The sequence below is a fragment of the Corynebacterium gottingense genome (assembly GCF_002285125.1).
GTDB classification, from domain to species: domain Bacteria; phylum Actinomycetota; class Actinomycetes; order Mycobacteriales; family Mycobacteriaceae; genus Corynebacterium; species Corynebacterium gottingense.
Window position 1 is genome coordinate 29,369 of record NZ_NSGN01000004.1, and the last position, 24,958, is coordinate 54,326.

A 24,958-nucleotide genomic window follows, 5' to 3' on the forward strand; every position below is an offset into this window, starting at 1 on the left:
GTTTACGGGGACGTCGGTGGCGGCTCCCCGTCCACCGCGGAGTAGGCGCGCCCCGTCGGTACGACGTGGCCGCCCGGGCTGATCCACACGATCCGCCCGGCGCGCCGCTCCACCCGTCCGAACTGCGGCAATCCGTTGACTCCGTTGTGGAACGAGCACAGCCAGCACAGGTTCCCGGCGTGCGTCTCGCCGCCGTCGCGGTATTCGTGGATGTGGTGCGCCTGCGCCTTCGCGGCCGGCGCGCGGCAGTCCGGCCAGCAGCACCGGGCGCCGTCGGTGTCGATCATCCGCCGGTGCTTGTCGTGGGCAAATCGCGCCCGATACGTGTTGAGCGGCCCCTCCATCGGCGAGACAAGCGTGATGTAGCCGTTGCCCTGCAGCTTGCGCTCGAGCAGTTCCGCGCCCGTGAGCACGGCGCCGTTGGACATCTCGACCCGGATGTCGTCGCCGTCGCCGGTGAGGATCCGGACGTAGTCGGTCACGGTGAGCACAACGTTGGCGACGGCCGTGGTTTCGGCGACGGGTTTGCGGCTGAGGAGCCAGGCGGTGGCGTCGAAAAGCGAATCGCTTTGCGCGTCGGCCTCCATCGAGTCGACGACGTCCTGGAGCTGCGCCGAGGGCCCGACGAAGGAGAGCCGCATCGTGCCGTCGGCGTACCGCGCCACGCGGTAGCCGTGCGCGGGCGGCGGCGTGGGTGTGCGTTTGAGGGCTCGCGCTTGACGACGCACCTCCGCCCCGTCGCCAGACGTCGCGCACAACGCCTCGCGGAACTGCCAGCGCTCCGTGGGGTCGGTGATCGTGCGCGACGCGCGGGCGATGTACGCGAGGGTATCCAGGCGGTGGCCGTTCTCCAGCGCTTTGTCGCGGCAGCGGCGCTGGTAGGCGCTGTGGGAGGTCGGGCCGTAGAAGGTGGTGGCGACGGTGACAAACTGCTCGGCGCGATCCGCCTCCATGCCGCGCGCGGTGAGCTCCGCGGCGGTCATGCCCGCGACGAGGCCCGCGAGCGCGATGGCGCGGCGGTCCAGGTCGATGAGCGCGTCGATGTCTGTCAAGGTGTCCATGCCGACCACATTATGGTCCCATCGGGGCAGGTCACAAGGGTTTGTGATTCTTCTCCGACTTTGCCGCCGAAAGGGAACCGAGGCGGTGTTCGCTGCGTCTAAAAGGGGTTAGGCGCGCGAGGCGCGGTCGTTGAGCTCGCGGCGCGCCTGCTCCAGCGCCACGAGGTCCGAGAACAGGGCGTTGTAGGCCTCTGGCTCCTCGGAGGGGCGCATGCGCTGGAGCTGGGACTTCAGCTGCGCGATCTGGTCACCCACGCGCGTCTCCTGCAGGCGTGAGAGCACGGAGTCGACGTAGCGGTCCATGTCGTCGGCGTGGATCGGCTCGACGGCGAGCTCGGAGACGAAGTTGCGGCCGGCCAGGTCGCGCATCTCCGCGGCGACGGCGGCGAGGAAGTTTGCGCCGTGCTCGGTGGCGGAGGCGACGCCGCCCGCGCTGGCGATGGCCTCGCGGACCTGGCGGTAGGCGTCGTTGGTGAACGCGTCCGGGTTGATGCCCTCGAAGTAGGTGCCCGCCTTGTCCGGGTATTGCAGCGCGATCTTCAGCGCCTCGCGTTGCGGCCACAGGAGCGGGTCCTGCGGGTTCGGCGGTTGCAGGGCCGGGGGCTGGCCGGGGGCCGGTTCGGAGGCGGAGGGGGTGGGGCGGGGGCGTCGGTTGGGTTTCTGGGGGCGTCGAGAAGCACTCCGCACCTGGTCGAGCACCTCGTCCGGGTTGGGCCAGCCGACCCAGCCCGCGAGGCGGCGCGCGTACTCCTGCTGCAGGACGGTGTCCTTGATGGAGGCGACGACGGGGACGGTGCGGCGCAGCGCCTGCACGCGGCCCTCGGCGGAGTCGAGCGAGTAGTCGGCGAGCAGAGATTCGATGACGAACTCGAACATGGGCACGCGCTTGGCCACCAGGTCGCGCAGCGCCACGTCGCCGCGGGCCAGGCGCAGGTCGCACGGATCCATCCCGTCCGGCGCGACGGAGACGAAGGACTGCCCCGTGAACTGCTGGTTGCCCTCGAAGGCGCGCATGGCCGCCTTCTGGCCGGCCTCGTCGCCGTCGAAGGTGTAGATGAGCTCGCCGCGGAAGTAGCTGTCGTCCAGCATGTGGCGGCGGATCGCGGAGAGGTGGTCCGCGCCGAACGCCGTGCCGCACGCCGCCACGGCGGTGGTCACGCCCGCCGCGTGCATGGCCATGACGTCCGTGTAGCCCTCCACGATCACGGTCTGGTGCCGCTCCGAGATGTCGCGCTTGGCCAGGTCCAGGCCGAACAGGACCTTCGATTTGTGGTACAGGAGCGTGTCCTGCGTGTTCATATACTTGCCCATCGGGTCGTCGTCGAAGAGCTTGCGGGCGCCGAAGCCGATGGTGTTGCCGGCGGCGTCCTTGATCGGCCAGATGAGGCGGCGGCGGAACTTGTCGATGGGTCCGCGGCGGCCCATGGAGGAAATGCCGGCGTCGATAAGCTCCTGCACCTCGAAGCCGCGGCGGAGCAGGTGCTTGGTCAGGGTGTCCCAGCCGTCGGGCGCGTAGCCGCACTCGAAGCGGTAGATGAGCTCCTTGTCAAAGCCACGCTCGAGCAGGAATTTGCGGCCCGGCTCAGCCTCCGGGGCCTCGAGCTGCTCGCGGTAGAACTCGTGCGCCGCCTTGTTCGCGGCCAGGAGGCGCTGGCGGGTGCCGGGCTTGACGTCGCGCGCGCCTGTGGATCCGCCCTGGTAGTTGATGTGGTAGCCGATCGTGTCCGCGACCGCCTCGACGGCCTCGGGGAACGTGAGCTGCTCCAGCTCCATGAGGAAGTTGAAGACGTCGCCGCCCTTGCCGGTGGAAAAGCAGTGGTAGTAGCCGCGCGCGGGGCGGACGTGGAAACTCGGCGTCTTCTCGTCCTTAAAGGGGCTCAGGCCCTTCAGCGAGTCGTGGCCCGCCGGTTTGAGCTGGACATACTCGCCGACGATCTCTTCGATCGCCGCGCGCTCGCGGATCGCCTCGATGTCGCTTTCCGGAATCCTGCCCCTTGCCATGCGCCCAATCGTAGTGTGCAACAATGCGTGGCGTGAAAAAGCTTGTCGTCGCACTCGCGGGCGTGCTCAGCGCATGCTCGCTTATCGACGCCCCCGCGTCCCCCACCATCCCAACCTGCGAAAACCTCCCGCAAGAGGCCCGCGAGACGATCTCGCTCGTGCAGCGTGGCGGGCCGTTCCTCTACCCCGACAACGACAACGCCCGCTTTGGCAACTACGAGGGCGTACTCCCCGACGAGGACTTAGGCTTCTACCGCGAGTTCACCGTGGACACCCCGGGCGTGTCGCACCGCGGCGCGCGGCGCATCATCACCGGAAGCCGCGACAACGACGGCGGCGCCGGCGACGAGACCCCCGAGGTGTGGTACTACACCGCCGACCACTACGAGAGCTTCTGCCAGGTGGAGGAGGTTCAAGATGTATAGGACAGGACACGGACGGAACCGAAACCCGGTGCTGCTCACCGCGCCGGTGCACACGGTCGCGGACGTCGCCGGGGCGATCTCCGTCGCGGTGTTCGGGCCCGACCGCCCGGCGCCGCGCAACCTCGACGGCCTCGCCGACCTGCTGCGCGAGGCGCGGCCGGCGCGCGTCGTCGCCTGCGACTGGCACCTGCCGGCGGACGAGACGCGCAAGGTCACGGCCGTCTTCCGCGACAACCGCGTCGAGCTGGTGCGCTAGCTAGACCTGGATATTCGCGAGGTCCGAGAGGTCCGGGAACTCCGGCAGCGCGATGCCGAGCTGGGGACCCACCGCGGCCACGATCGCGAGCGACACGCCGAGCGCCGCAAGCAGCGAGAAGACGACGACGCCTGCGGTCGCGCCTGCCGACGACGCCTCGCCCCGGTGCGGCTGCGAGCTGCCCGGCGCGGGCGCGCTCTGCACGGGATCCGCGGTGGGCAGGTCGACGTTAGCCAGCTTCGCGCTACCGGCAAGCAGGTTGTGGCAGCGCAGCTCCGCCTGCTCGAGCGCCTGGTGGTAGGCCAGGCGGTCGTTGAAGTACTTGCCGGTGGCGTCATTTTGCAGCACGTACGCCAGCGAATCCGCCTTTTCCTTGGCCAGCCCGGGGAACGCGGCCTGCAGCTGCTGCGTCAGCGAGCGCTCGTTTTCGCGGTTCCCCGCGGCGGCAGTGCTGTCGGCGACGTTGACGGCGCCCAGGCCCGCGACCGCCTCGGCGGTCGGGCCGAACGGGACGTCGGCGGCGGCTTCGGACCCGCGCACCGCCAGGTAGTGCTCCGCCAGGCTGCGGGGCATGACCTTCTGCAGGAGGTCGAGGTCGTTGTAGGCGCTGGCCTCGGGGTAGACGTCCTCGATGGCGCGGACCCACGTGCCGGCGATCCGCTTGCCGCCCAGGTCCTTTTCCTCGCTCTTGAAGGAGTCGGCGTAGGCGCGCTCGGCGGCGGTCATCGTGAGCGTGCAGGACGCCTCGCCCTTGGGCGCGAGCTCCGCGGCCGTGGCGTGCGGGGCGACAAGGGCTGCGGCGGCGAGGGCCGCGGCGGAGAAGGCGGGGAGGTATGAAGTGCGCATGGTGCGTGTCCTTTCTGTGAGCCGTCTACTTGTTGTATCGGGAGTTGCGGTAGGAGCGTAACGGTGGCTGTGGCCAAGTTGCATGTTCCAGGGACGGTTTTAAGATGTGAGATATTACATTTGTATCTCTCAAAGGAGTCACGCATGCGTAGTCGTACCGTCATCGCGTTAGGGGTCTCAGCTTCGATCGCGCTCTCGCCAGTCACAGCCACTGCAGACCCGAGTGCTGCGGTTCCGGTCACGGTCGGCCAGAACGGCACTTCGCTTCACGTAGGCGAAGTAACGGTGCCGGTTACGGCGGCTGTCGCCGCCGTTGCCGGTATCGGCGTGCTCATAGGCGGCGCGCTCACTGTAGCCATTCAGGTGCTTCTGGCCGCAGGGGCAGAGAAGAACGAAGAGGGAGTGTCATCCAGCGATCTCCCAAGTGCAGAGTACGTCAGTCGTTTTGACTTCAGTGCGACTGAGCATGACCCCGCGATCGGCGGGCTCAGCGGCATGGATCAGCTCGAGGATGGGCGATACATCGCAATTTCCGATGACAAGCATGAACACGGCCCTATCCGCGCATACATCTTCACTACTCAGGATCATCGCAGGTTCGCGCATGAAGGTGAGGTGCGCCTCACGCTTCCTGACGGCTCCGACTACACCGAATTCATCGACGCGGAAGAGATTCGCCAGCTGCCCAATGGCAACTTGTTGTGGACCACCGAGGGAGACGCGCGCGAGGGACAGGTCGCTCCACCGCAACTGATTGAGTCGACCGCTGCTGGTCGCGAAGTCCGCCGAATCAATCCACCCGCATACCACTTCCCCGATGGACACGACACGAAGGGCATCCACCACAACAACGGACCGGAAGCAATGACATTGGCGGATGGTGGTACAACCGCGCTGACAATCAATGAGAATGCGCTCGCGCAAGACGGGACCAGCAACGATCCGAAGCACAGCTCAGTCAATCGCATCACCGAATATAACCTGGCCAACGGAAACGCCACTCACGAGTACGCGGTACGCGCGAACCCCGGTCGCGGAATCACATCCGTGCTCGAGGCAGAAGACGGGTCGCTCTATGTCCTTGAGCGCGGGTTCTACCCTGAGCTGGGAAAAAGCGGCGAAGTCCGCGGAGAGATTTACCGACTCACACTCAGCGGCGCGGACGATGTTCTCGGCAAGGACACGCTCGACGGGACTGAGCAGCTCGCAACTAAAGAATTGGTGTACGACTTCGCCGACAACCCACCGCAGCCCGACAACGTCGAGGCACTTTCATGGGGGCCAATGCTGGATGACGGCCGCCGTACCCTCCACATTGCTGTCGACGACAATTTCAACGACACACAGTCAACACTATTTCACACAGTTCTTGTGCCGTAAGGGGGCGGGGGAGCGTCGATAAGCAACGCCCCCCACTTTGCACCACGCCGTGTGATGTGTGGCATACTTCTCACAGTTGTGACACGAACCACGGAAAGAAAGTTGGCGTATGAACTCGCTACTCCTCGTCATCATCGGACTCGCCATGATGGTGGCCGGCTACCTGCTGTACTCCAGGTTCCTCGGCCGCAGCGTGTTCAAGCTATCGGACACGTTCCGCACGCCGGCGCACACCATGGAGGACGGCGTGGACTACGTGCCCACCAACAAGTACGTCCTGTGGGGCCACCACTTCACCTCCGTGGCGGGCGCGGCGCCGATCATCGGACCGGCCGTCGCCGTGATCTGGGGGTGGCTACCGGCGTTTCTGTGGGTCACACTCGGCACCGTGTTCTTTGCGGGGATGCACGACTTGGGGGCGCTGTGGGCGTCGCAAAGGCACAAGGGCCAGTCGATTGGCACGCTGTCCGGGCGCTACATCGGTGCGCGCGGGCGCAACCTCTTCCTCGTGGTCATTTTCCTGCTGCTGCTCATGGTGAACACCGCGTTCGCCGTGGTGATTTCGAACCTGCTCATCGCCACGCCGTCGGCGGTCATCCCCACGTGGGGCGCGATTATCGTCGCCGTCCTGATCGGCCAGGCAATTTACCGCCTCAAGTGGAACCTGCCGCTGGTCTCGCTGGTCGGCGTGGCCGCGCTCTACGCGCTCATCGTGCTCGGCGACCGCTTCCCCGTCGCCCTGCCCGAAACGGTCATGGGCATCCCGGACCGAGGCGTGTGGATCATCCTGCTGTTTGTCTACGCCTTCATCGCCTCGCTGCTGCCGGTGTGGGTGCTGCTGCAGCCGCGCGACTACATCAACGGCCTGCAGCTGTTCGTCGGCCTCATCATCCTGTACGGCTCGTTCTTCATCGTCCGCCCGGAGATCGTCGCGCCGACGCTCAATGACGCCGTCCCCGCCGGCACCCCGAGCATCTTCCCGCTCCTGTTCGTCACCATTGCGTGCGGCGCGGTCTCCGGCTTCCACGGCATCGTCGCCTCGGGCACGTCAGCCAAGCAGCTGGACAAGGAGACGGACGCGCGCTTCGTCGGCTACTTCGGCGCCGTCGGCGAGGGCCTGCTCTCCCTGGGCACCATCGTCGCCACCACCGCCGGCTACAAGACGCTCGCCGACTGGGAGAGCGTGTACAACGAGTGGAACGCCGGCGGCGTCAACGCCTTCGTCGAGGGCGGCGGCGCGCTCATGAACGAGGGCCTCGGCATCCCGACCTCCCTGTCCGCCACCATCCTGGCCACCATGGCCGTCCTGTTCGCCGCCACCACCATGGACTCCGGCGTGCGACTGCAGCGCATGGTCGTCGGCGAGATCGCCGAGATCATGGGCGTGAAGCTCTCCGGCCTGGTCGCCACCATCATCGCCGTCGGCGCCGCACTGGGCCTGACGTTCTCCACCGGCATGGACGGCTCCGGCGGCATGATCATCTGGCCGCTGTTCGGCACCACCAACCAGCTCATGGCCGGCCTCACCCTGTCCGTCCTGGTAGTCATCCTGACCAAGCTGCGCCGCCCCACCCTGCCGCTGCTCATCCCGCTGGTGTTTGTCACCCTCATGTCGCTCTGGGCCGCCGTGCTGCAGCTGCGCACGCTCTTCGAGGCCGGCAACTGGCTGCTGCTGGGCATCGACGTCATCATCATTGTTGCGGCCGTGTGGGTGGTGGTTGAGGCGGTGGCGTCGATTAGCAAGGCGCGCCGCGAGCCCGCGATGACCTGGGACGACGAGTATGCAACTGCTTAAGCGCCTCGGGGCGGGCCTCAGCGAGTTCTACCAGGCGCCGTACCGCCGCGAGTTCGCCCGCGCCGCCCGCGAGGAGGACGACCTGTTTACGCTGCTCGTGGCGTCGGAAACGCTCGGCATCCCCAACCCGGCCAGCTACTACACGCTCGAGCTGCTGCCGCTGCTGTACGACGACTTCCACGCCTGGCACACCCGCATGGGCATGGAACGCTCACCACTCGACGGGATCTCATGCTGCTAGACGCACCAGTCATGTTCTTCGGCGGCAAAGGCGGCGTGGGCAAAACCACCATCTCCGCCGCCACCGCCGTGCGCCTCGCCGCGCGCGGTCGCCGCGTCTTGCTCGTCTCCACCGACCCCGCCCACAACCTCGGCCACATCTGGGGCGAGGCGCTTCACGACGCCCCCATCACCCTCGAGCCACGCCTCGACGCCATCGAGCTCGACCCGGCCGCCATCACGCAGCAGCACCTGCGCGCCGTCGGCGACTCCATGCGCGCGATGATGCCGGAGCGCCTCCACCGCGAAGTGGACCGGCACCTGGAAATGTCGCGCCACTCCCCCGGCATGCACGAGGCGGCGCTGCTCGAGCGCATCGCCGACCTGGTTGCTGGGTCCGAATACGACAACCTCATCTTCGACACCGCCCCCTCCGGCCACACCTCCCGGCTCGTGGCGCTGCCGGAGCTCATGGCCGCCTACACCGACGGGCTGCTCGAGCGGCGCGACAAGTCGGACAAGTTCAGCGACCTCGTCCGCGGCATGGGCGGCGATTCTAGCGGCGGGTCGCCCGTCGACCGCCGCAACCAGCAGATCCGCTCCACACTGCTCGCCCGTCGCCGCAAGTTCGAGCGCCTGCGCGCCGTGCTCACCGATCCCGCCAAATGCGTCTTCCACATCGTGCTCACCGCCGAGCGCCTTCCCGTGATGGAGTCGATGGAGTTCTACGAGGAGCTCACCGCGAACGGGGTGCACGTGGGAAGCGCGATTGTGAACCGGCGCGCGCCGGATGAGGCGGGGGCGTTTCTGGAGGGACGGCGGGACGTGGAACAACAGGCGCTCGCGCTCTTGGACTTACCGGTGCCGGTGGTGGAGCTGCCGTGGCTCCCGGGCGAAATCGGCACGCGCGAGGCGCTCGGACAGATCGCCGAGCGGCTCTAGGCGGGGCTACAGGAATCCGTCGAACGCGGCCGCCTTGTCCGCCACGCGCTCCAGGCGCGACTCCGTCATGGATGCGATCTGATCCACGATCACCCGCTCGCGCTCCAGGTCCGTGTCCGCGGCCTCGAACCAGGCGCGGAACACGGTGTCCAGCGTGCCGGGCGCGCCGGCGCGCAGATACTCGTGGACGCGGAAGATGCGCTCGCGCTGCCGGTCCTGGCGCGCGATGTGGGCGGGCAGGTCCATCACGTAGAGGACGGCGACCGTCTTGAGCAGGCGGACCTCGGCCTCCGCGTCGGGCGGGACGACGAGGTCGCCGTGCGCCCGGCCGAGCCCCGTGGTGAGCTCCTGGTTCGCTGGACTCGCAAGCGTGGCCTCCGTGACCGCGCCGACGTAGCGCCCCACCAGCTGCGAGGTCAGGGACTTCAGCCCCGTCCAAGACCGCAGCGTGAAGTCGAAGTCCGCGGCCGCGGCGATGGCGGGCAGGGAGCGGAGGCGATCGGCGGCGTCGATGAGCTGGTCTGCCGTGCCGCCGAAGGCGTCCGCGCCCTTCTGCGCCAGCGCAGCAAGCTCCACGAAGTCCCACAGGACCTGCAGCGAGACGCGGCCGGAGACGATGCCGTCCTCCACGTCGTGGACGGAGTAGGCGATGTCGTCGGAGAAGTCCATGACCTGGGCTTCCATGGGCGGCCGGTCGTCGGTGTGGCCGGCGCGCGCCCACGCGAGCACGTCCGCGTCCTCGTCGTAGGCCGAGTACTTGCGGTTCACGGTTCCGTCCGCGTTGGTGCGGGTGCGCGGGTACTTCACGGCGGCGTCGAGGGAGGCCCGGGTGAGGTTGAGTCCGTATGAGGTGGCGTCGATAAGCACTTTGGGCTCGAGGCGCGCGAGGATGCGCAGGGTCTGCGCGTTGCCCTCGAAGCCGCAGGGTGCGACGGCGTTGAGCGCGTTTTCCCCGTTGTGGCCGTAGGGCGGGTGGCCGATGTCGTGGGTTAGGCCGGCCATCTCGCACAGGTCGGGGTGCAGGCCGAGGCGGCTGCCAATCCCGCGCGCGATCTGCGCGACCTCCAGCGAGTGCGTCAGGCGCGTGCGCGGGGTGTCGCCGTCGCGGGGGCCCACCACCTGCGTCTTATCCGCAAGCCGGCGCAGCGCGGCGGAGTGCAGCACGCGGGCCCGGTCGCGCGCGAAGGCGTCGCGCGTGTCCTGCTCGGGCGCGATCTGCGCCTGCTTCGGGGCCTCCGGCGCGCGGCGGGCGAAATCCTCAGTTGTATAGGTGTACACGCCCCAAGCGTAAAGGCTGCAGCGCGCGTTCCCCGGTTGCGACTACCCTAGTTGGCATGAATTCGCGCTATCTACGCATCGTGGCAACCGCGCCGCTCATCGCCGGGGCATTGCTTATCGACGCCCCCATGACCGCCGCCCACGCCACCCCGCCAACCCCCGACGCACCGGCCGTCCTCGCGCAGGCCGTGGACACCGCGACGGCGCCGGGCAAGCTCGCGCAGCCCGTCACGGACGAGGCGGGTGTGCTCTCCGAGGCAGAGCTGGCCAGCGTCAAGGACGCCGTGTCGAAGGTGAGCCAGGAGAAGCACCTCTCGCTGCGCGTGGTGTACACGAGCTCGCTGGGCAACCTGACCGGCCCGCAGTGGGCGGAGCAGGCCGCCGCCGCGAACGGCGCGAACACCGCCGTGCTGGTCGTCGCGCCGGACGAGCGCGCCTACGGCGTCTTCGGCGGCAACGACTGGACGCAGAAGGACATCGACGCGATGGACGCTGCTGCCTATGAGAAGCTGTCGGCCAAGGACTGGGCGGGCGTCGGCACCGCTGCGGCTGAGGCCGCAATCAGCGGCAAGGGCGGTTCCGGGAGCGGCGGTTCCGATGGCGGCTCGGGCGCCGGCTGGGCCGCGGGCGGCGTCGGCGTGCTCGCGCTCGCCGGCGGCGGCGCCTACGTAGCGTCGCGCCGCAACACCAAGAAGCAGAACGCGAAGCAACTCGAGTCCGCCAAGGCGCTCACGCCCGGCGACACCGATTCGCTCGGCCGCCTGCCCACGCCGACGCTCGAGCAGGTGGCGCGCGACGCCCTCGTCGCCGCCGACGAGTCGATCACGCAGGGCAAGGAGGAGCTGCAGGTGGCGTCCGCGGAGTTCGGCGCCGAGCGCGTGCGCCCGTTCACCTCGGCGATGAACCAGGCGACCTCCACGCTGCAGCGCGCGTTTCACACCCACCAGAAGCTCTACGACGCCATCCCGGAGACCGAGCCGGAAAAGCGCGCCATGCTCATTGACATCATCTCCAGCTGCGGCAAGGCCGAGGAGGCGCTCAAGGCGAAGACGGATGAGTTCAACGCCATGCGCGGCACGCTCATGCGCGCCGACGAAGAGGTGAACGCGCTTCGCGCCCGCACCATCGACATCCGCGCGCGCATCGAGCCGGCGAAGGCGACGCTGGAGGAGCTGCGCAGCCGCCACAACGAGGGGATGCTGCACTCGATCGATGAAAACGTCGACGTCGCCGAGTCCTCACTCGCGGAAGCCGAGAAACAGCTGAGCGAGGCCAGCGCGCTCGCCGCGAAGCCAGCGGGCCAGCAGGGCGCGCTTATCGACGTCCTCGCCACCGCCACCCAAGCCGTCAAGGTCGCCGACACCAACCTCGCCGCCATCGAGCACGCCGAGGACAACCTGGCCAAGGCGCAGCACAACCTGCCCGCGCTGATCAAGGAGATCGAGGGCGAGCTGCGCGAAATCGACCAGGTTAAGGACTCCACGCAGCAGGGCGCGCGTATCGACGTCGCATCCCTGGACGCCATCGCCGCGCAGGCCCGCGAGGCCCTGTCACAGATGGGCGACCGCGCTGAGACCGACCCGCTCGCCCTCTACACCGAGCTGACGGACCTGGATGGGCGCATCGACGCCGAGCTGGACCGCGCCAAGGGTGTTGCCAACGACCAGTCCCGCGCCCTCCAGCTGTTTACCCAGCAGATGCAGGTGGCCACGACCCAGATCCAGTCGGCCGAAGACCTCATCCGCTCCCGCGGCCGCATCATCGGCTCGCACCCACGCTCCCTGCTCGCCGAGTCCCAGCGCCAGTACGCCGAGGCACACCAGCGGCGGACCAGCGACACCCGCGGCGCGATCGACTTCGCCCGCGCCGCCACGGACACCGCGCGGCGCGCCTACCAGGCGGCCAAGGACGACGTGGACCACTACCGCTCCCAGCAGAACCGCCAGACCGCCGGCGACATCGCGCGCGCAGCCATGTGGGGCGCGATTCTCAGCGGCGGCTTTGGCGGCGGTGGCGGTGGCGGTGGAGGAGGCTTCTCCGGCGGTGGCGGAGGCGGCAACATTAGCCGCGGCGGCACGTTCTAGCAGCACAGACAGGTGTCCCGTTGCTAGAACGGCCGGGGTTCCGTAGTGTCTGAATCACAGCTGCGATACATTAGATCCACATAAGCTTTGGTTGGCAAACATCAGCCAGCCACCACGAGCGGAAGCGGGAGGTTTTCACGATGAGGGCGCTTATCACCACGCAACTCACCCCCGAAGACCTCAACGAGCTCGACGCGCTCCGCCGCTGCTCCAGTTCGGCTGCGGCGCGCGAAACACTGGCGCAGCTCGTGTCGGCGTTGCGCCAGGGCGAGAGCATCTACGTCGGCTCGCCGGACGACGCCGAGTAGGGGTGGATTAGTAGCGGGTGCGGCGCACGGGGGCGTCGATAAGCGTCAGGCACCACGTCATGAACACGATGTCCAAGGTGATCTCCCGCGGGACGGTGACCGCGAGATCGCCGTTCGCGCGCGCGGCGGTCAGCGCGACGATGTTCCCCTGGGCGTCAACGATCTCGCGGCGCGGGCGCAGCCCTGTCCGGTTGAGCTCGTATGCGGCGCCGTTGCAGTCCGCGGCGTAGCGCGCGACGGTGAACGACGTTTTGCGGACCGCGAACTGCTCGCCGTGCGCGCCCTCAGCGCGCAGGTCAGCCGGGTTGCCGCTGGTGAAGCGGAGGGGCGTGGCGCCGAAGCGCAGCGTGCCGTCCTCCACCGCCGCGAGGCGCGCGCCGCCCTCGGCGGGCGGGTCATCGTCCTCGCGGATCAGCAGGTTGTCGCGCCAAATCACAGCACGAACACTAGCACGGCAACAAGCGAGAAGAGCAGGAGCGTTGCGATCAGCACGTTGGAGGAGACGATCTTGCGCGCCTCCAAGATTTCGCGGGATACCCAGGCGAGCGCGGCGACGTCGAGAAGCGAAAGCTCGGTCTCGCCCTCGAACTCCAGGATGGCCTTGCGCACGCCGTTGTGATCGGAGGTGAACTGGGCGACCTTCGTGCCGGAGGCATCGTCGACGATCCAGTTCTTCGAGGTCTCCGCGACCATCTGGTAGGTGCGGCCCTCCACGTCGACGCGGATCTGCTTCGCGCGCTTCAGCGAATCGTGCGCGCGCACGAACTCGCTGCCGCCTCGCGACGCCACCGCACCCGACTCCGGCGACGCGAGCAGTTCCCACTGCTGCCCCGCCACGACGGCGCGGTCGTGCGTGAACTCGCCGAGCACTTCGGGGCCTGCCTCGGCGAGCAACTTCAGGTTGTCCCGATCCGAGCGGTCCCAGCTGACGTAGTGCATCGCGCCTATGCCCCGATCAGGCGGGCGGCGAGGTAGGCCTCGAGCTCGTCGATCTTCACGCGCTCCTGCTCCATCGTGTCGCGCTCGCGGACAGTGACCGCGTTGTCCTCCAGGGTGTCGAAGTCGTAGGTGACGCAGAACGGCGTACCGATCTCGTCCTGGCGGCGGTAGCGGCGGCCGATCGCGCCGGAGGTGTCAAAGTCGACATTCCAGTGCTTGCGCAGCGTGTTCGACAGCTCGCGGGCGGGGACGGACAGCTCCTCCTTCTTGGACAGCGGCAGCACTGCCACCTTCACCGGAGCCAGGCGGCGGTCCAGGCGCAGAACGACGCGCTTGTCGGTGCCGCCCTTGGCGTTTGGCGCCTCCTCCTCGTCGTACGCGTCCACCAGGAAGGCCATCATGGAACGGCCCAGGCCGGCGGCCGGCTCGATGACGTAGGGGATCCAGCGTTCTTCGTTGGCCTGGTCGTAGTAGGACAGGTCCTCGCCGGAGCCCTTCGCGTGCACCGAGAGGTCGTAGTCCGTGCGGTTGGCCACGCCCTCCAGCTCGCCCCACTTGGAGCCCTTGAAGCCGAAGGCGTACTCCACGTCGACGGTGCGCTTGGAGTAGTGCGACAGCTTCTCCTTCGGGTGCTCGTAGAGGCGGAGGTTTTCTTCCTTGATGCCTAGGTCGACGTACCAGTTGTAGCGGTCATCAATCCAGTACTGGTGCCACTCTTCGTCCTCGCCCGGCTTGACAAAGAACTCCATCTCCATCTGCTCGAACTCTCGGGTGCGGAAGATGAAGTTGCCCGGGGTGATCTCGTTGCGGAAGGACTTGCCGATGTTGGCGATGCCGAACGGCGGCTTCATGCGCGACGAGGTCATCACGTTTTTGAAGTTGACAAAGATGCCCTGGGCGGTCTCGGGGCGCAGGTAGTGCAGGCCCTGCTCATCATCCACCGGGCCCAGGAAGGTCTTGAGCAGGCCGGAGAACGCCTTCGGCTCGGTCCAGTCGCCGGGCTGGCCGGTCTCCGGGTCGTTGATGTCTGCCAGGCCGTTCTCCGGCTCGTGGCCGTGCTTCTCCTCGTACGCCTCGATGAGGTGATCGGCGCGGTAGCGCTTGCCGGTGTGGCGGGACTCCACCAGCGGGTCCGTGAAGACCTCGACGTGGCCGGAAGACACCCACACCTGGCGCGGCTGGATCACGGACGTGTCCACGCCCACGACGTCGTCGCGGGACTGCACCATGTGGCGCCACCACTGGCGCTTAATGTTTTCCTTCAGCTCTACGCCCAGCGGGCCGTAGTCCCATGCCGAGCGCGTACCGCCGTAAATCTCGCCCGCGGGGAACACGAGTCCACGGCGTTTGCAGAGGTTGACAACGGTATCGATCTTGCTGGCGGGCACGGATAGCCTCCTGTAATCCGGTTTCGGGTAACGGTGCCAGTGTAGCCCAGGGCACGCCCGGCGTATGCGCATGGGGCGCGCACCGCGCGATTGCCCCGCGCCCGCTCAAACCGGTGGGCAAGAAACTGGCAAAAGCCCCGCGAATTTCCTAAACTGAGAATTCTGAGAACGCCCACAGCGATTAGAAAGGGGCGGCGCCTTGGCACGACGTAAACGAAGCGCCCCAGCAAACCTCGACGCAACCGCGGAGCTCATCAGCGCGCTGAACTCCGAGCTGCGTCTGCAGATTTTGCTCATGCTGTACAACGGCGATCACGTGGTCCACGAGCTGGTGGCCGACCTGAAAAAGTCGCAGCCGCTAATTTCACAGCACCTCCGCGTGCTCAAGTCCGCCGGACTGGTCACCTCCTCGCGCTCCGGCCGAGAGGTGGCCTACAGCCTTGTGGTCCCGGAGGCCGGAGAGGTCATCTTCGCGCTCTCCCGGGCCGCCACCCGGGTGACCAAGGTGGCGGAGGAAGCGGACGCCGAGCGCGACGATCTGGCCGCGAAGCGCAGCGAACGCGAGCACGGCGGGGACAGCGACGCGCCTACCTCCCCCGGCGTGGGCGCCGGCATGGGCGCGGCGATCGTGGCCCCACCAACGATGTCCCCCACCGTGGCTCCCACCGCGGACCCCGGGGTCGTTCCGCAGACCCCGCGGCAGCCGGTGGAGTAGCCGCGCTACCGTAGGTAGGTATGGCACAGCAGCGACACCAGAGGACGCCGAAGGAGCCCATCCCCAAACTCGGAGCGCGCATGACGCGCCAGCGCACGGCGGTGGTGGAGACGCTGCGCGACGTCGATAAGTTCGCCACCGCCAAAGAAATCCACGCCGAGCTGGATGCGCGTGGAGAGAAGGTCGGCCTGACCACCGTGTATCGCACGCTGCAGTCGCTCGCGGAGATCGACGCCGTCGACGTGCTCCAGAACGCCGACGGCGAGACGCTCTTCCGCCACTGCATCACCGAGCACCACCACCATCACCTCGTGTGCACGAAGTGCGGCTGCAGCGAGGAGATCGACGGCGGGCCCATCGAGGCCTGGGCGCGCGAAACCGCGAACTCGTTTGGCTACCAGCTCGTCGCCCACGACGCCGAGATCTACGGCATCTGCGCCGAGTGCAGGAAGCTTCTCGACGCCAACGCGTAACCTTACTTCTCCGCGAACTTATCCACCGCGCCGCCGAAGCGCCGGTCGCGCTTGGCGTACTCGTAGACCGCCTCGAACAGGTCGTCCTTGGTAAAGTCCGGGAACAGCTTGTCCTGGTAGACCATCTCCGCGTAGGCCGACTGCCAGAGCAGGAAGTTCGAGGTGCGCTGCTCGCCGCTGGGGCGCAGGAACAAGTCCACGTCCGGCATGTCGGGACGGTAGAGGTACTTGGAAAACGTCTGCTCGTTGATGTCCTGTGGGCGGATCTTGCCGTCGCGGGCGTCGGTGGCGAGCTGGCGTGCGCCGTCGATAATCTCTGCCCTGCCGCCGTAATTGATGCACATCGCGAGCGTCAGTCCGGTGTTGTCCTGGGTGAGCTCCTCGGCCGCTTCCAGCTCGCGGAGCACCGAGCGCCACAGGCGCGGGCGCCGACCGGCCCAGACGATGCGGACGTTTTTCTCGTTCAGCTCGTCGCGCTGGCGGTGCAGCACGTCGCGGGAAAAACCGAGGATGAAGCGGACCTCGGACGCCGCGCGGCGCCAGTTTTCCGTGGAAAACGCGTAGGCCGACAGCCACTCGATCGTGCCCATCTCGATGCAGGCATCGACACAGTCCATGAGCACTGCCTCGCCGCGCTTGTGCCCCTCAGTGCGCTTCATGCCGCGCTGCTGCGCCCAACGGCCGTTGCCGTCCATCACGAGTGCGATATGGCGGGGGATGAATTCCGGGTCGATCTGGCGCAAAGTCATGCCCTTATTATGCCTGTTCCATCATTCGCAAACTCTTCAACCCGGACTCCAGGTGGTACTGCAGGTGCGCGGTCGCCGCGCGGTGCACCTGCGCCTCCACTGTCGACTCCCCTGTCGCCGAGTCTGGCGTGTACTCATAGCCTCGCGCGAGCAGCCACATCGCGTGCAGGGTTTCCTCCGCCACAGTCATTGACCCCGGCGGGCGGCAGTTCGTGCACACCGCCCCGCCCACGGCGGCGTTGAACGCCCGGTGCGGGCCAGGCTTCTCGCAGTTCGCGCAGTTGTACAGCGACAGCCCCCAGCCGGCGTGGTCGGTGGCGCGCAGGATGAACGCGTCGAGGACCTGCGTCGGCGCCTCCGTCATCTGTAGCTGGCGGATGCCGTCCTTGACCAGGTCGAACAGCTCGGGGTCCGCCTCCTCGTACGCGAGTTTTTCCGCCGCCTCCAGGATCGCGCACGCCGCGGCGTAGCGCTCGAAGTCCTCGATGATGCGCGCGCCGTGGTAGGCCACGGTGTCAGCGGCGGTGATCGTGGACAGGCTCTTACCCGGGTAGATCTGCACGTCCAAGTCGATGAAGGGCTGCAGGCGGGAGCCGAACCGGGAGCGCGCCTTGCGCACGCCCTTGGCCACGCCGCGGACCAAGCCGTGGGAGCGCGTGAGCAGGACAACGACGCGGTCGGCCTCGCCGAAGTCGTAAGTGCGGACGACGAACGCGCGGTCGCGCCAGGACGGGCGGCCCGGGCGCGAAGGCCTCGAAGACCGAGTAGTCCGAATCGCCTTAGAAGCCAAGGCGGCCCAGCGCCTTCGGGTCCTGCTGCCAGTTCTTCAGCACCTTCAGGCGCAGGTCAAGGTACACGTTGTGGCCTACCAGGTCCATGATCTGCTGGCGCGAGCGGTGGGTGATCCCGGACAGGCGGCGGCCGTTCGGCCCCTCCAGGATCCGGCGCTGACCGGGGCGCTCGAGGTAGATCACGGCGTAGATCATGGTGCGGTTCGGGTTCTCCGGGTCCGGCACCATCTCATCGATCTGGACGGCCACGGAGTGCGGCAGTTCGTCGCGAAGCCCCTGCAGCGCCTCCTCGCGGATCAGCTCGGCGATGCGCGCCTCGAGGTCCTCGTCGGTGACGTCGCCGACCGGGTAGAAGCGCGGGCCCTCCGGCAGCTGGCCAACCAGGATGTCCATGAGCACGTCCGTCTGCACGCCGTCCGTGGCGGAGACCGGCACCACCTCGCAGTCGCCGCCGAGCAGCTCGTGCAGCGCGAGCAGGCGCTCGCCGACCATATCGCGCGAAGCCTTGTCCAGCTTGGTCACGATGCCAACGATCGGCGTGTTCGGTTTGATGCGGCGGATCTGGTCCAGAATGAAGCGGTCGCCGGGGCCGATCTTCTCGTCCGCGGGCACCGTGAACCCGATGACGTCGACGTCTGCGAAGGTGTCCTTGACCACGTCGTTGAGCCGCTCGCCGAGCAGCGTCCGCGGGCGGTGCATGCCGGGCGTGTCCACGATGATGACCTGCGCGTCCTCCCGGTTCACGATGCCGCGGATCGGCCGGCGCGTCGTCTCCGGCTGGTCCGCCATGATGGCCACCTTCTCGCCCACGAGCGCGTTGGTCAGCGTGGACTTGCCGGTGTTGGGCCGGCCCACAAAGCTGACGAACCCGGAGCGGAAGCCCTCCGGCGTGTCGGTGAAGCCGGGCACGGTCGGGCGGGGCGCCGCGTCCGTGCCGCCGGTGGCATCGGCGCGCGCGTCGTCTGGCAGGTCGGCCTCGTCGGGGAAGAAAGTGCTCATGGCGCGTAATCCTACCCGGTGCGAAGCCCCCGGTACCTGTTCACCGCGGCCAGGATCTCAAACCGGCGCGGCGCCGTGAGGTGCCCCGGGTGCGCGCGCCCCGGCACGAGTGCCGCGAGCCCGCCGGACTCGAGCTCGCCGAGCAGCTTCTCGACGCCCACCGCCACCGGTGCCCCGCCGCGGCCACACAACTCATCCAGCCGCTCCAGCGCGGCGGCGATCGCCGCCGTCTGCGGCGCCCCGGCCAGCTGCGGCAGGAAGGACATGTCGATGTCGCTCTTGCCCACGCTGATGGTGTCCTGCCCCCGCGCCTTCGGCCCGCGGCGCCGCCCGCCGCCTGAGCCGACGGAGACAAAGGTCGGGCCCGACAGCGTGCGCGCATCCGGCGCGAACATCTCCGGTGTGACCGGCAGCTGCGCGGGCTCGTGCCCGCGCCCGACCGCGTGGGCCCGTTCTGTCACGTCGCTCGGCACGTAGGCGTCCAGGGCGATCACGGTGTCCGCGAGCCCCAGGTACGCGCCGGAGCTGCCGGCGACCAGCACCGTCGACACGCCGAGCTCCTCGTAGAGCCCGCGGACGCGCGCGCTGAACGGCGTGATCGGTTCGCGGTCGGCGGCGATGAGCTCCGCCATCACGGTGTCTCTGATCATGAAGTTGGTGGCGGAGGTGTCTTCGTCGATAAGCAACGTGCTCGCGCTCGCCTGGAGAGCCTCGATAACGTTGGCTGCTTGGGACGTGGAGCCGGAGGCGTTGGCGGTGGAAAAGTGCGCGGTGTCGGCGCCGTTGGGCAGGTTGGCAATGAACGCGGAGATGTCCTGCGACGTCACCGGGCGGCCGTCCTCCGCACGCACCGTCACGGCGTCGGCGCGGGTGATGGCAAACTCGCGGCCGTCGCCGAGCGTGTGCGGGTACACGCCGCGCTCAAGTGCGCGCAGCAGCGTGGACTTGCCGTGGTAGCCGCCGCCGACGATGACGGTGAGCCCCTCCGGGACGCCCATCCCGGTGACGGTGCGGCCGCTAGGCAGGTCGAACGTGACGCGCAGCGGCTCGGGGCTGCGGAACGGGACGCCGCCGCTGAGCGGCAGGTCGCTCGCGCCCGATGCGCGCGGGAGGTTCGCGCCGTCGGCGACGAACGCGACGAGCCCGCGGCCCGGCAGTTCGGCGCGGAGCGCCTCCTGGTCCCGGAGCAGCCACACCGCGTCTTCCAGGGCTTGGCGCGACACCGCCGCCGCCCGCTGCGCGAGCTGGGGGACGTCCTGCGTGAGCAGCTGCGCCGCCTGTTTGCCCAGCACCCGCCGCCCGCGCGCGGGCAGCCCGACGAGCAGGCGGAATTCCACATCGCGCTCCCCCACCAGCACGTTGGTGCGCTCGAGGACCTCCTGGCCGAGCGCCCCGATGCTGATGGTGTTGGATTTGCCGCTTCCCCCTCCGCGGCCGGGCGCGCCGCCGGAGCGTAGGAGTGCCGCAGCCTCGCGCGCCAGCACGTCGGCGACGGCGATGCGGTCGCCGCGCGTCGCGGTGAACTCGCCACCCAAATCGAGCGCATCGCGCGGCACGATGACGCGGATTTTCGACGGCGACGCGAACGGGTCTGACTGCACCTTGTCCACCACCAGGCGGACCTCGCCGGTCTCGTACTCGCCCGCGAGCTTCTTGTACGCGCCGTAGCCGGCGCCGTCGATGTCGCGGCACATCCGATCCAGCTGGTCGATGGTGCCGCGCCGCTGTGCGGGGCGCGAGCTCCGCGCGTCGGTTCGGTGGTCCCGGTGTCTGCGTTGCTGTGCCATGCCCGCCACCGTAGTCGGGGGCGCGCCACCCCCGATCGGCGGCCGGCATCCGCGTACCCCTACTCGGTATGCGTTACACTGGCCGTGCTTTTGTGATTGCACCCACTGCTGAAAAAGAAAGTGAAGCAGATGCCTTTCTATGAATTTCGTTGCCCAACCGGCCACACCACCGAGCGGCTTCTTCCCATGTCCTCCGAGTCGCGTACGACGGACTGCAAGGACTGCGGCGAGGAGGCGACGAGGGTGATTAGTGCACCGGCTGTGGGAAGCGTCGATAAGCGAAAGGCCCAGCTGGTGGAGGCAACGCAGAAGAGCGCATACGAACCCGCGGTCGTGAACTCGGTCCCGCGTGCCGGCAACCGGCGCGCCACCCCGGTCTCGCACAACCCGCAACACGCCAAACTTCCGAAGCCTTAGGAGGCAGCATGCCGAAGAATCTTTTCCCACTCGATTCCACCAAGCCGTTCCCGGATCAGGAGACCGTCGGCCACAACCGCTGGCACCCCGACATCCCGGCGATCCAGACGGTGCAGCCCGGTGACACCTTCCGCGTTGACTGCCGCGAGTGGTTCGACGGCGACATCCACAACGACGACAGCGCCGACGACATCCGCGACGCGCCGCTGAACAAGGTCCACGCGCTGTCCGGCCCGTTCCGCATCGAAGGCGCGAAGCCGGGCGACCTGCTGGTTGTGGACATCCTGGACGTGGGGCCGATCCCGCAGGAGGAGGGCCCGCTCGCCGGCCAGGGCTGGGGCTACACCGGCATCTTTGCCAAGAAGAACGGCGGCAGCTTCCTCACCGACCAGTTCCCCGACGCGTACAAGGCCGTGTGGGACTTCACCGGCCAGACCGCGACCTCGCGCCACATCCCGGGCGTGAGCTTCACCGGCATCATCCACCCGGGCCTCATGGGCACCGCCCCGTCCCACGAGCTGCTGGGCAAGTGGAACCAGCGCGAGGCCGCGCTCATCGCCACCGACCCGGAGCGCGTCCCTCCGCTCGCGCTGCCGCCGGAGCCGGACCACGCCATCCTCGGCTCGCTCACCGGCGCTGACTTCGACCGCGTCGCCGGCGAGGGCGCCCGCACCGCCCCGCCGCGCGAAAACGGCGGCAACCAGGACATCAAGAACCTGTCCAAGGGCACGCGCGTGTTCTACCCCGTGTATGTCGACGGCGCGAACTTCTCCGTCGGCGACCTGCACTTCTCCCAGGGCGACGGCGAGATCACGTTCTGCGGCGGCATCGAGATGGGCGGCTTCATCGACTTCCACGTCGACGTGATCAAGGACGGCATGGCCAAGTACGGCGTGACCGAAAACGCCATCTTCATGCCGGGCAACGTCGAGCCGCAGTACAGCCAGTGGCTCGCGTTCTCCGGCACCTCCGTCACGCTCGAGGGCGAGCAGCGCTACCTGGATTCCCAGTTGGCGTACCAGCGCGCGTGCCTCCACGCCATCGATTACCTCACCACGTTCGGCTGGTCTCCGGAGCAGGCCTACCTGCTGCTGGGCGCGGCGCCGATCGAGGGCCGCTTCTCCGGTGTGGTGGACATTCCGAACGCGTGCGCCACGGTGTACCTGCCGACGGAAATCTTTGACATTGACATCCGCCCCGGCGCCGGCGAGCCGCCGCGTATCGACCCGGGCATCGGCGCGCCGCGCTCGTCCTTCGCCTAGGCGGTACGTGCGGGGTCGACGATGCACTCCTGCAGCTCAACGAGCGGCAGCTCGTCGAGCCCGCGCTCGCGCACCGCGCGCACCATCGCGCCCATCGTCCCGGCGAGGTGGTCGAGGCGCTGCTGCGGCGCGACGTCGATGAGCGCGGCGTACAGCGCCGTCGCCAGGTCACCCGCACCAACAATGTTGCCGCCGAGCCGCGGGGCGTCCGTGCGCAGGACGCTTGTCGACGCCACGTCGACCATCCCAATCGTCTCCGGGTTGCCCGTCTCCACCGAGGTGATGAGTGCGTTGCTGCACAGCGACCGCGCGGCGTCCGCGAGCGCCTCGGTGTACTCCGCGTCTGAGGCGTCCGCGGCGTACGCAGCGTCGCCCGGGTCGAGGCGCCGGCCGGTCAGCAGCGAGAGCTCCCACTGGTTGGGCGTGATGGCGTCGGCAAGCGGGATGAGCGTCTCCGTATACACGTCGGGGATGTCCTCGCGGACAAACGAGCCGACCTCCGAGTTACCAATCACCGGGTCGCACACGTAGCGCGCCTGCGGGTTGGCCTCCTTGATGGCCACGACGGCGTCGCGCACCACCTCCGCCATCTCGGCGGTGCCGAGGTACCCGCTGACAAACAGGTCCACCTGCGGGAACGCGAACTCCATGCCGCGTAGGATCTCGCGCACGTTGTCAGCGCCGAGTACCGGACCGCGCCACGTGGGGTACTCCGTGTGGTTGGAAAAGTTGACGGTGTGCACCGGCCACACCTCGTGGCCGAGGCGTTGCATGGGGAACACGGCGGCCGAGTTGCCCACGTGCCCGTACGCCACCGCCGACTGCAGCGAAACGATGTCCACTACAGCGCTTCCACGTTGAACTGCAGCTGCGGGTTGGCGTAGTAGTCCTGCGCCTCCACAAGCTTGAGCTCCTGCGAGTCCGCCTCGTGGGTGAGGCGCAACATGTCGTACACGGAGCTTGCGGTACGAGCCAGCGCGTTCGCCGCGTCGCCGCCGCGCAGGTAGTGGCCAGTGAACAGAGCGGCGGTGACGTCGCCGGAGCCGTTGCGCTTAAACGGCAGGCGCGGGGTGCGCACGATCCACTTGCCCTTGTCGTCCACGGCGATCATCTCCATGACGTCCTCCGGCGCGTCGGGGCGCTCGACGGAGGTGACCAGCACGGTCGACGGCCCCATCTCGCGGGCGGCGTCCACGGCTGCCAACGTCGAATCCAGATCGTTGACGTCCCGCTCGGTGAGGTAGCCCAGCTCGAACTGGTTCGGGGTGATCAGGTCGGCGGCCGGCACGACCTTGTCGCGCAGCAGCGGCGGGATGTTGTCGGAGACGTGGCACCCGGACTTGGCGTTGCCCATCACCGGGTCGCACGCGTAGATGGCGTTCGGGTTCTTGGCCTTGACCTGCGCGACAGCCTCCACGATCACGTCGGCGATGTCGTCGCCGCCCTGGTAGCCGGAAAGCACCGCGTCGACACGCTCGAGGGCGCCGCGCTCATCCATGCCCTTGATGATGTCCGCGACATCCGAGGCCGGGATCATCGGGCCGGTCCAGTGACCGTAACCGGTGTGGTTGGAAAAGTTGACGGTGTACACCGGCCACACCTCGTGGCCGATGCGTTGCAGGGGAAAGACGGCGGCCGAGTTGCCCACGTGCCCGTACGCAACTGCCGATTGGATGGAGAGAATGTTACTCATACCACCTATTGTGCCCCCGCCGCTTTGCGACGGGGGCGTCAGGGGCCACAAACGCAGCCCCGAGAATTTCCTAATTTTCTCTACAGCTCTGGGGAGACGAGGATCTTCACCGCGGTCTCGTTGCGGTTGATCAGGGTGTCAAAGCCCTCGTCGACCACGCCGTCGAAACCGATCTTGCCGGTGATGAACGGCTTGAGGTCGATCTTGCCGGACTCGACGAGCTTGATGGTCTGCTCGTGGTCGTGTGCGTAGCCGATGATGCCGCGCAGCGTCAGCTCCTTCATGACGACGCTGTGGATGTCCAGCGATGCCTTCTTGGACCAGATGGACTCCACGACCAGGGTGCCCTTGAGCTTCAGGCAGTCCACCAGCTGGTCCAGCACAACGTTCACGGAGGTGGCCTCGAAAGCGATGTCCGCGCCCTTGCCGTCTGTGATCTTCATGATCTCTTCCTTGAGGTCCTGGCTGCTCGGGTCGATGGCGTAGTCGACCACGCCGGCGTCGAGCGCCTTCTGGCGACGCAGCTCGGAGAGCTCGGAGATGACCACGGTGCAGCCGTATGCCTTCGCCACCGCGGCAGTGAGCACGCCGATCGGGCCGGCGCCGCCGATCAGCGCCACGTCGCCTTCCTTCGCGTCCGCGGCGGAGAAGCCGTGGTGGGCAACGGAAAGGGGCTCGATCAGGGCGGCCTCATCCAGCGGGATGTCGTTGGAGATCGTGTGGACCCAGCGGCGCTGGACCGCAATCTTCTCGGAGAGGCCGCCGCCACCGCCGGCCAGGCCAATGAAGTTGACGTCCGGGTGCAGGTTGTACGGGCCCGGCTTCTTCGGGTCGACGTCATCCGGCAGGACGTACGGCTCGACGACGACGTGCTGGCCGACCTCCAGGTCGTCCACGCCCTCGCCCAGCGCGGAGATCACGCCGGAGAACTCATGGCCGAGGGTGACCGGCGGCTCTTCGCCCGTGATCGGGTGCGGGTGGCCCGGCTTCGGGCAGAAGATCGGCCCCTCCAGGTACTCGTGCAGGTCGGTGCCGCAGATGCCGCACCAGGCGATGTCGATGAGCACTTCGCCCTTGCCTGCCTCCGGCGCGTCAATCTCTTCGACGCGGATGTCTTTCTGACCGTAGTAGCGCACTGCACGCATTGGAA

General features: G+C 67.9%; 26 protein-coding genes. 12 read left to right on the top strand and 14 right to left on the bottom strand.

Annotated features, from left to right (window positions below; translation table 11 throughout):
- Nucleotides 1–2: 2 nt before the first annotated feature.
- The gene (locus CKJ82_RS05060) at nucleotides 3–1,061 is read right to left on the bottom strand and encodes an HNH endonuclease signature motif containing protein (protein WP_095537290.1); all 1,059 of its coding nucleotides are present in this window, start codon (nucleotides 1,059–1,061) and stop codon (nucleotides 3–5) included.
- 108 nt (nucleotides 1,062–1,169) lie between these two features.
- Nucleotides 1,170–3,062, bottom strand: coding sequence for a DNA primase (gene dnaG / locus CKJ82_RS05065; RefSeq protein WP_095537291.1), 1,893 nt, complete (start codon nucleotides 3,060–3,062; stop codon nucleotides 1,170–1,172).
- Nucleotides 3,063–3,085: 23 nt separating this feature from the next.
- On the opposite strand from dnaG, the gene CKJ82_RS05070 reads away from it, so the two are divergent.
- Together CKJ82_RS05070 and CKJ82_RS05075 are read left to right on the top strand one after the other, a co-directional pair.
- The gene (locus CKJ82_RS05070) at nucleotides 3,086–3,487 is read left to right on the top strand and encodes a guanyl-specific ribonuclease (RefSeq protein WP_095537292.1); all 402 of its coding nucleotides are present in this window, start codon (nucleotides 3,086–3,088) and stop codon (nucleotides 3,485–3,487) included.
- The gene (locus CKJ82_RS05075) at nucleotides 3,480–3,743 is read left to right on the top strand and encodes a hypothetical protein (protein WP_095537293.1); all 264 of its coding nucleotides are present in this window, start codon (nucleotides 3,480–3,482) and stop codon (nucleotides 3,741–3,743) included. The genes CKJ82_RS05070 and CKJ82_RS05075 overlap by 8 nt, the downstream gene beginning before the upstream one ends.
- On the opposite strand, the gene CKJ82_RS05080 is transcribed toward CKJ82_RS05075, so the two are convergent.
- A complete protein-coding gene (locus tag CKJ82_RS05080) occupies nucleotides 3,744–4,589 on the bottom strand; it encodes a hypothetical protein (RefSeq protein ID WP_095537294.1) in 846 nt (281 codons plus the stop codon).
- A 144-nt stretch (nucleotides 4,590–4,733) separates the two neighbouring features.
- Here CKJ82_RS05080 and CKJ82_RS05085 point away from each other — a divergent pair, with 144 nt between their 5' ends.
- The 4 genes from CKJ82_RS05085 (at nucleotide 4,734) to CKJ82_RS05100 (ending at nucleotide 8,925) form a co-directional block, all read left to right on the top strand.
- A complete protein-coding gene (locus CKJ82_RS05085; RefSeq protein WP_095537295.1) occupies nucleotides 4,734–5,969 on the top strand; it encodes an esterase-like activity of phytase family protein in 1,236 nt (411 codons plus the stop codon).
- A gap of 109 nt (nucleotides 5,970–6,078) precedes the next feature.
- Nucleotides 6,079–7,764 carry a carbon starvation CstA family protein gene (locus tag CKJ82_RS05090; RefSeq protein ID WP_095537296.1) on the top strand — a complete coding sequence of 562 codons (1,686 nt, stop codon included), beginning with the start codon at nucleotides 6,079–6,081 and terminating at the stop codon, nucleotides 7,762–7,764.
- On the top strand, nucleotides 7,751–8,005 hold the full coding sequence (locus CKJ82_RS05095) for a cory-CC-star protein (RefSeq protein WP_095275508.1): 255 nt from the start codon (nucleotides 7,751–7,753) through the stop codon (nucleotides 8,003–8,005). Before CKJ82_RS05090 ends, CKJ82_RS05095 begins: the two co-directional genes overlap by 14 nt.
- A complete protein-coding gene (locus CKJ82_RS05100) occupies nucleotides 7,996–8,925 on the top strand; it encodes an ArsA family ATPase (protein WP_205691386.1) in 930 nt (309 codons plus the stop codon). Before CKJ82_RS05095 ends, CKJ82_RS05100 begins: the two co-directional genes overlap by 10 nt.
- 6 nt (nucleotides 8,926–8,931) lie before the next feature.
- On the opposite strand, the gene CKJ82_RS05105 is transcribed toward CKJ82_RS05100, so the two are convergent.
- Nucleotides 8,932–10,203 carry a deoxyguanosinetriphosphate triphosphohydrolase gene (locus tag CKJ82_RS05105; protein ID WP_095537297.1) on the bottom strand — a complete coding sequence of 424 codons (1,272 nt, stop codon included), beginning with the start codon at nucleotides 10,201–10,203 and terminating at the stop codon, nucleotides 8,932–8,934.
- 56 nt (nucleotides 10,204–10,259) lie between these two features.
- Between CKJ82_RS05105 and CKJ82_RS05110 the strand changes: the two genes are divergently transcribed.
- Both CKJ82_RS05110 and CKJ82_RS11780 read left to right on the top strand, forming a co-directional pair.
- Nucleotides 10,260–12,287 (top strand): TPM domain-containing protein, encoded by a 2,028-nt coding sequence (locus CKJ82_RS05110; RefSeq protein ID WP_095537298.1) that lies wholly within the window; start codon nucleotides 10,260–10,262, stop codon nucleotides 12,285–12,287.
- Between the two features lie 140 nt (nucleotides 12,288–12,427).
- Nucleotides 12,428–12,595 carry a hypothetical protein gene (locus tag CKJ82_RS11780; RefSeq protein ID WP_165765391.1) on the top strand — a complete coding sequence of 56 codons (168 nt, stop codon included), beginning with the start codon at nucleotides 12,428–12,430 and terminating at the stop codon, nucleotides 12,593–12,595.
- A gap of 7 nt (nucleotides 12,596–12,602) precedes the next feature.
- Here CKJ82_RS11780 and CKJ82_RS05115 read toward each other — a convergent pair whose 3' ends face one another.
- The 3 genes from CKJ82_RS05115 to CKJ82_RS05125 are packed head-to-tail and all read right to left on the bottom strand — an operon-like array spanning nucleotide 12,603 to nucleotide 14,922.
- Nucleotides 12,603–13,031: a hypothetical protein gene (locus CKJ82_RS05115; protein WP_095537299.1), complete on the bottom strand. Its 429-nt coding sequence runs from the start codon at nucleotides 13,029–13,031 to the stop codon at nucleotides 12,603–12,605.
- On the bottom strand, nucleotides 13,028–13,534 hold the full coding sequence (locus CKJ82_RS05120) for a hypothetical protein (protein ID WP_095275504.1): 507 nt from the start codon (nucleotides 13,532–13,534) through the stop codon (nucleotides 13,028–13,030). The genes CKJ82_RS05115 and CKJ82_RS05120 overlap by 4 nt, the downstream gene beginning before the upstream one ends.
- 5 nt (nucleotides 13,535–13,539) lie before the next feature.
- Entirely contained in the window at nucleotides 13,540–14,922 is a 1,383-nt protein-coding gene (locus CKJ82_RS05125) for a glycine--tRNA ligase (protein ID WP_095535447.1), read from the bottom strand.
- Nucleotides 14,923–15,121: 199 nt separating this feature from the next.
- On the opposite strand from CKJ82_RS05125, the gene CKJ82_RS05130 reads away from it, so the two are divergent.
- Nucleotides 15,122–15,637 carry an ArsR/SmtB family transcription factor gene (locus CKJ82_RS05130; RefSeq protein WP_240510694.1) on the top strand — a complete coding sequence of 172 codons (516 nt, stop codon included), beginning with the start codon at nucleotides 15,122–15,124 and terminating at the stop codon, nucleotides 15,635–15,637.
- A 20-nt stretch (nucleotides 15,638–15,657) separates the two neighbouring features.
- On the top strand, nucleotides 15,658–16,110 hold the full coding sequence (locus tag CKJ82_RS05135) for a Fur family transcriptional regulator (protein ID WP_095537300.1): 453 nt from the start codon (nucleotides 15,658–15,660) through the stop codon (nucleotides 16,108–16,110).
- A gap of 2 nt (nucleotides 16,111–16,112) precedes the next feature.
- On the opposite strand, the gene CKJ82_RS05140 is transcribed toward CKJ82_RS05135, so the two are convergent.
- From CKJ82_RS05140 to CKJ82_RS05155, 4 genes are read right to left on the bottom strand one after another with little or no spacing between them, the layout of a single operon-like run.
- On the bottom strand, nucleotides 16,113–16,859 hold the full coding sequence (locus CKJ82_RS05140; protein ID WP_095275501.1) for an isoprenyl transferase: 747 nt from the start codon (nucleotides 16,857–16,859) through the stop codon (nucleotides 16,113–16,115).
- Between the two features lie 7 nt (nucleotides 16,860–16,866).
- On the bottom strand, nucleotides 16,867–17,649 hold the full coding sequence (recO, locus tag CKJ82_RS05145; RefSeq protein ID WP_240510695.1) for a DNA repair protein RecO: 783 nt from the start codon (nucleotides 17,647–17,649) through the stop codon (nucleotides 16,867–16,869).
- Nucleotides 17,639–18,649, bottom strand: a complete 1,011-nt coding sequence (gene era / locus CKJ82_RS05150) for a GTPase Era (RefSeq protein ID WP_095537301.1) — start codon at nucleotides 18,647–18,649, stop codon at nucleotides 17,639–17,641. The genes recO and era overlap by 11 nt, the downstream gene beginning before the upstream one ends.
- 11 nt (nucleotides 18,650–18,660) lie before the next feature.
- A complete protein-coding gene (locus CKJ82_RS05155) occupies nucleotides 18,661–20,436 on the bottom strand; it encodes an ABC-ATPase domain-containing protein (protein WP_276291589.1) in 1,776 nt (591 codons plus the stop codon).
- Nucleotides 20,437–20,565: 129 nt separating this feature from the next.
- On the opposite strand from CKJ82_RS05155, the gene CKJ82_RS05160 reads away from it, so the two are divergent.
- Together CKJ82_RS05160 and fmdA are read left to right on the top strand one after the other, a co-directional pair.
- On the top strand, nucleotides 20,566–20,853 hold the full coding sequence (locus CKJ82_RS05160; protein ID WP_095537302.1) for an FmdB family zinc ribbon protein: 288 nt from the start codon (nucleotides 20,566–20,568) through the stop codon (nucleotides 20,851–20,853).
- Nucleotides 20,854–20,861: 8 nt separating this feature from the next.
- A complete protein-coding gene (fmdA, locus tag CKJ82_RS05165) occupies nucleotides 20,862–22,115 on the top strand; it encodes a formamidase (RefSeq protein WP_095537303.1) in 1,254 nt (417 codons plus the stop codon).
- On the opposite strand, the gene pdxY (CKJ82_RS05170) is transcribed toward fmdA, so the two are convergent.
- The 3 genes from pdxY (CKJ82_RS05170) to CKJ82_RS05180 form a co-directional block, all read right to left on the bottom strand.
- A complete protein-coding gene (gene pdxY / locus CKJ82_RS05170) occupies nucleotides 22,112–22,957 on the bottom strand; it encodes a pyridoxal kinase (RefSeq protein WP_095537304.1) in 846 nt (281 codons plus the stop codon). The genes fmdA and pdxY (CKJ82_RS05170) overlap by 4 nt on opposite strands.
- Nucleotides 22,957–23,808, bottom strand: coding sequence for a pyridoxal kinase PdxY (gene pdxY / locus CKJ82_RS05175; protein ID WP_095537305.1), 852 nt, complete (start codon nucleotides 23,806–23,808; stop codon nucleotides 22,957–22,959). The genes pdxY (CKJ82_RS05170) and pdxY (CKJ82_RS05175) overlap by 1 nt, the downstream gene beginning before the upstream one ends.
- 80 nt (nucleotides 23,809–23,888) lie before the next feature.
- Nucleotides 23,889–24,953: a 2,3-butanediol dehydrogenase gene (locus tag CKJ82_RS05180; protein ID WP_095537306.1), complete on the bottom strand. Its 1,065-nt coding sequence runs from the start codon at nucleotides 24,951–24,953 to the stop codon at nucleotides 23,889–23,891.
- Between the last annotated feature and the right edge of the window lie 5 nt (nucleotides 24,954–24,958).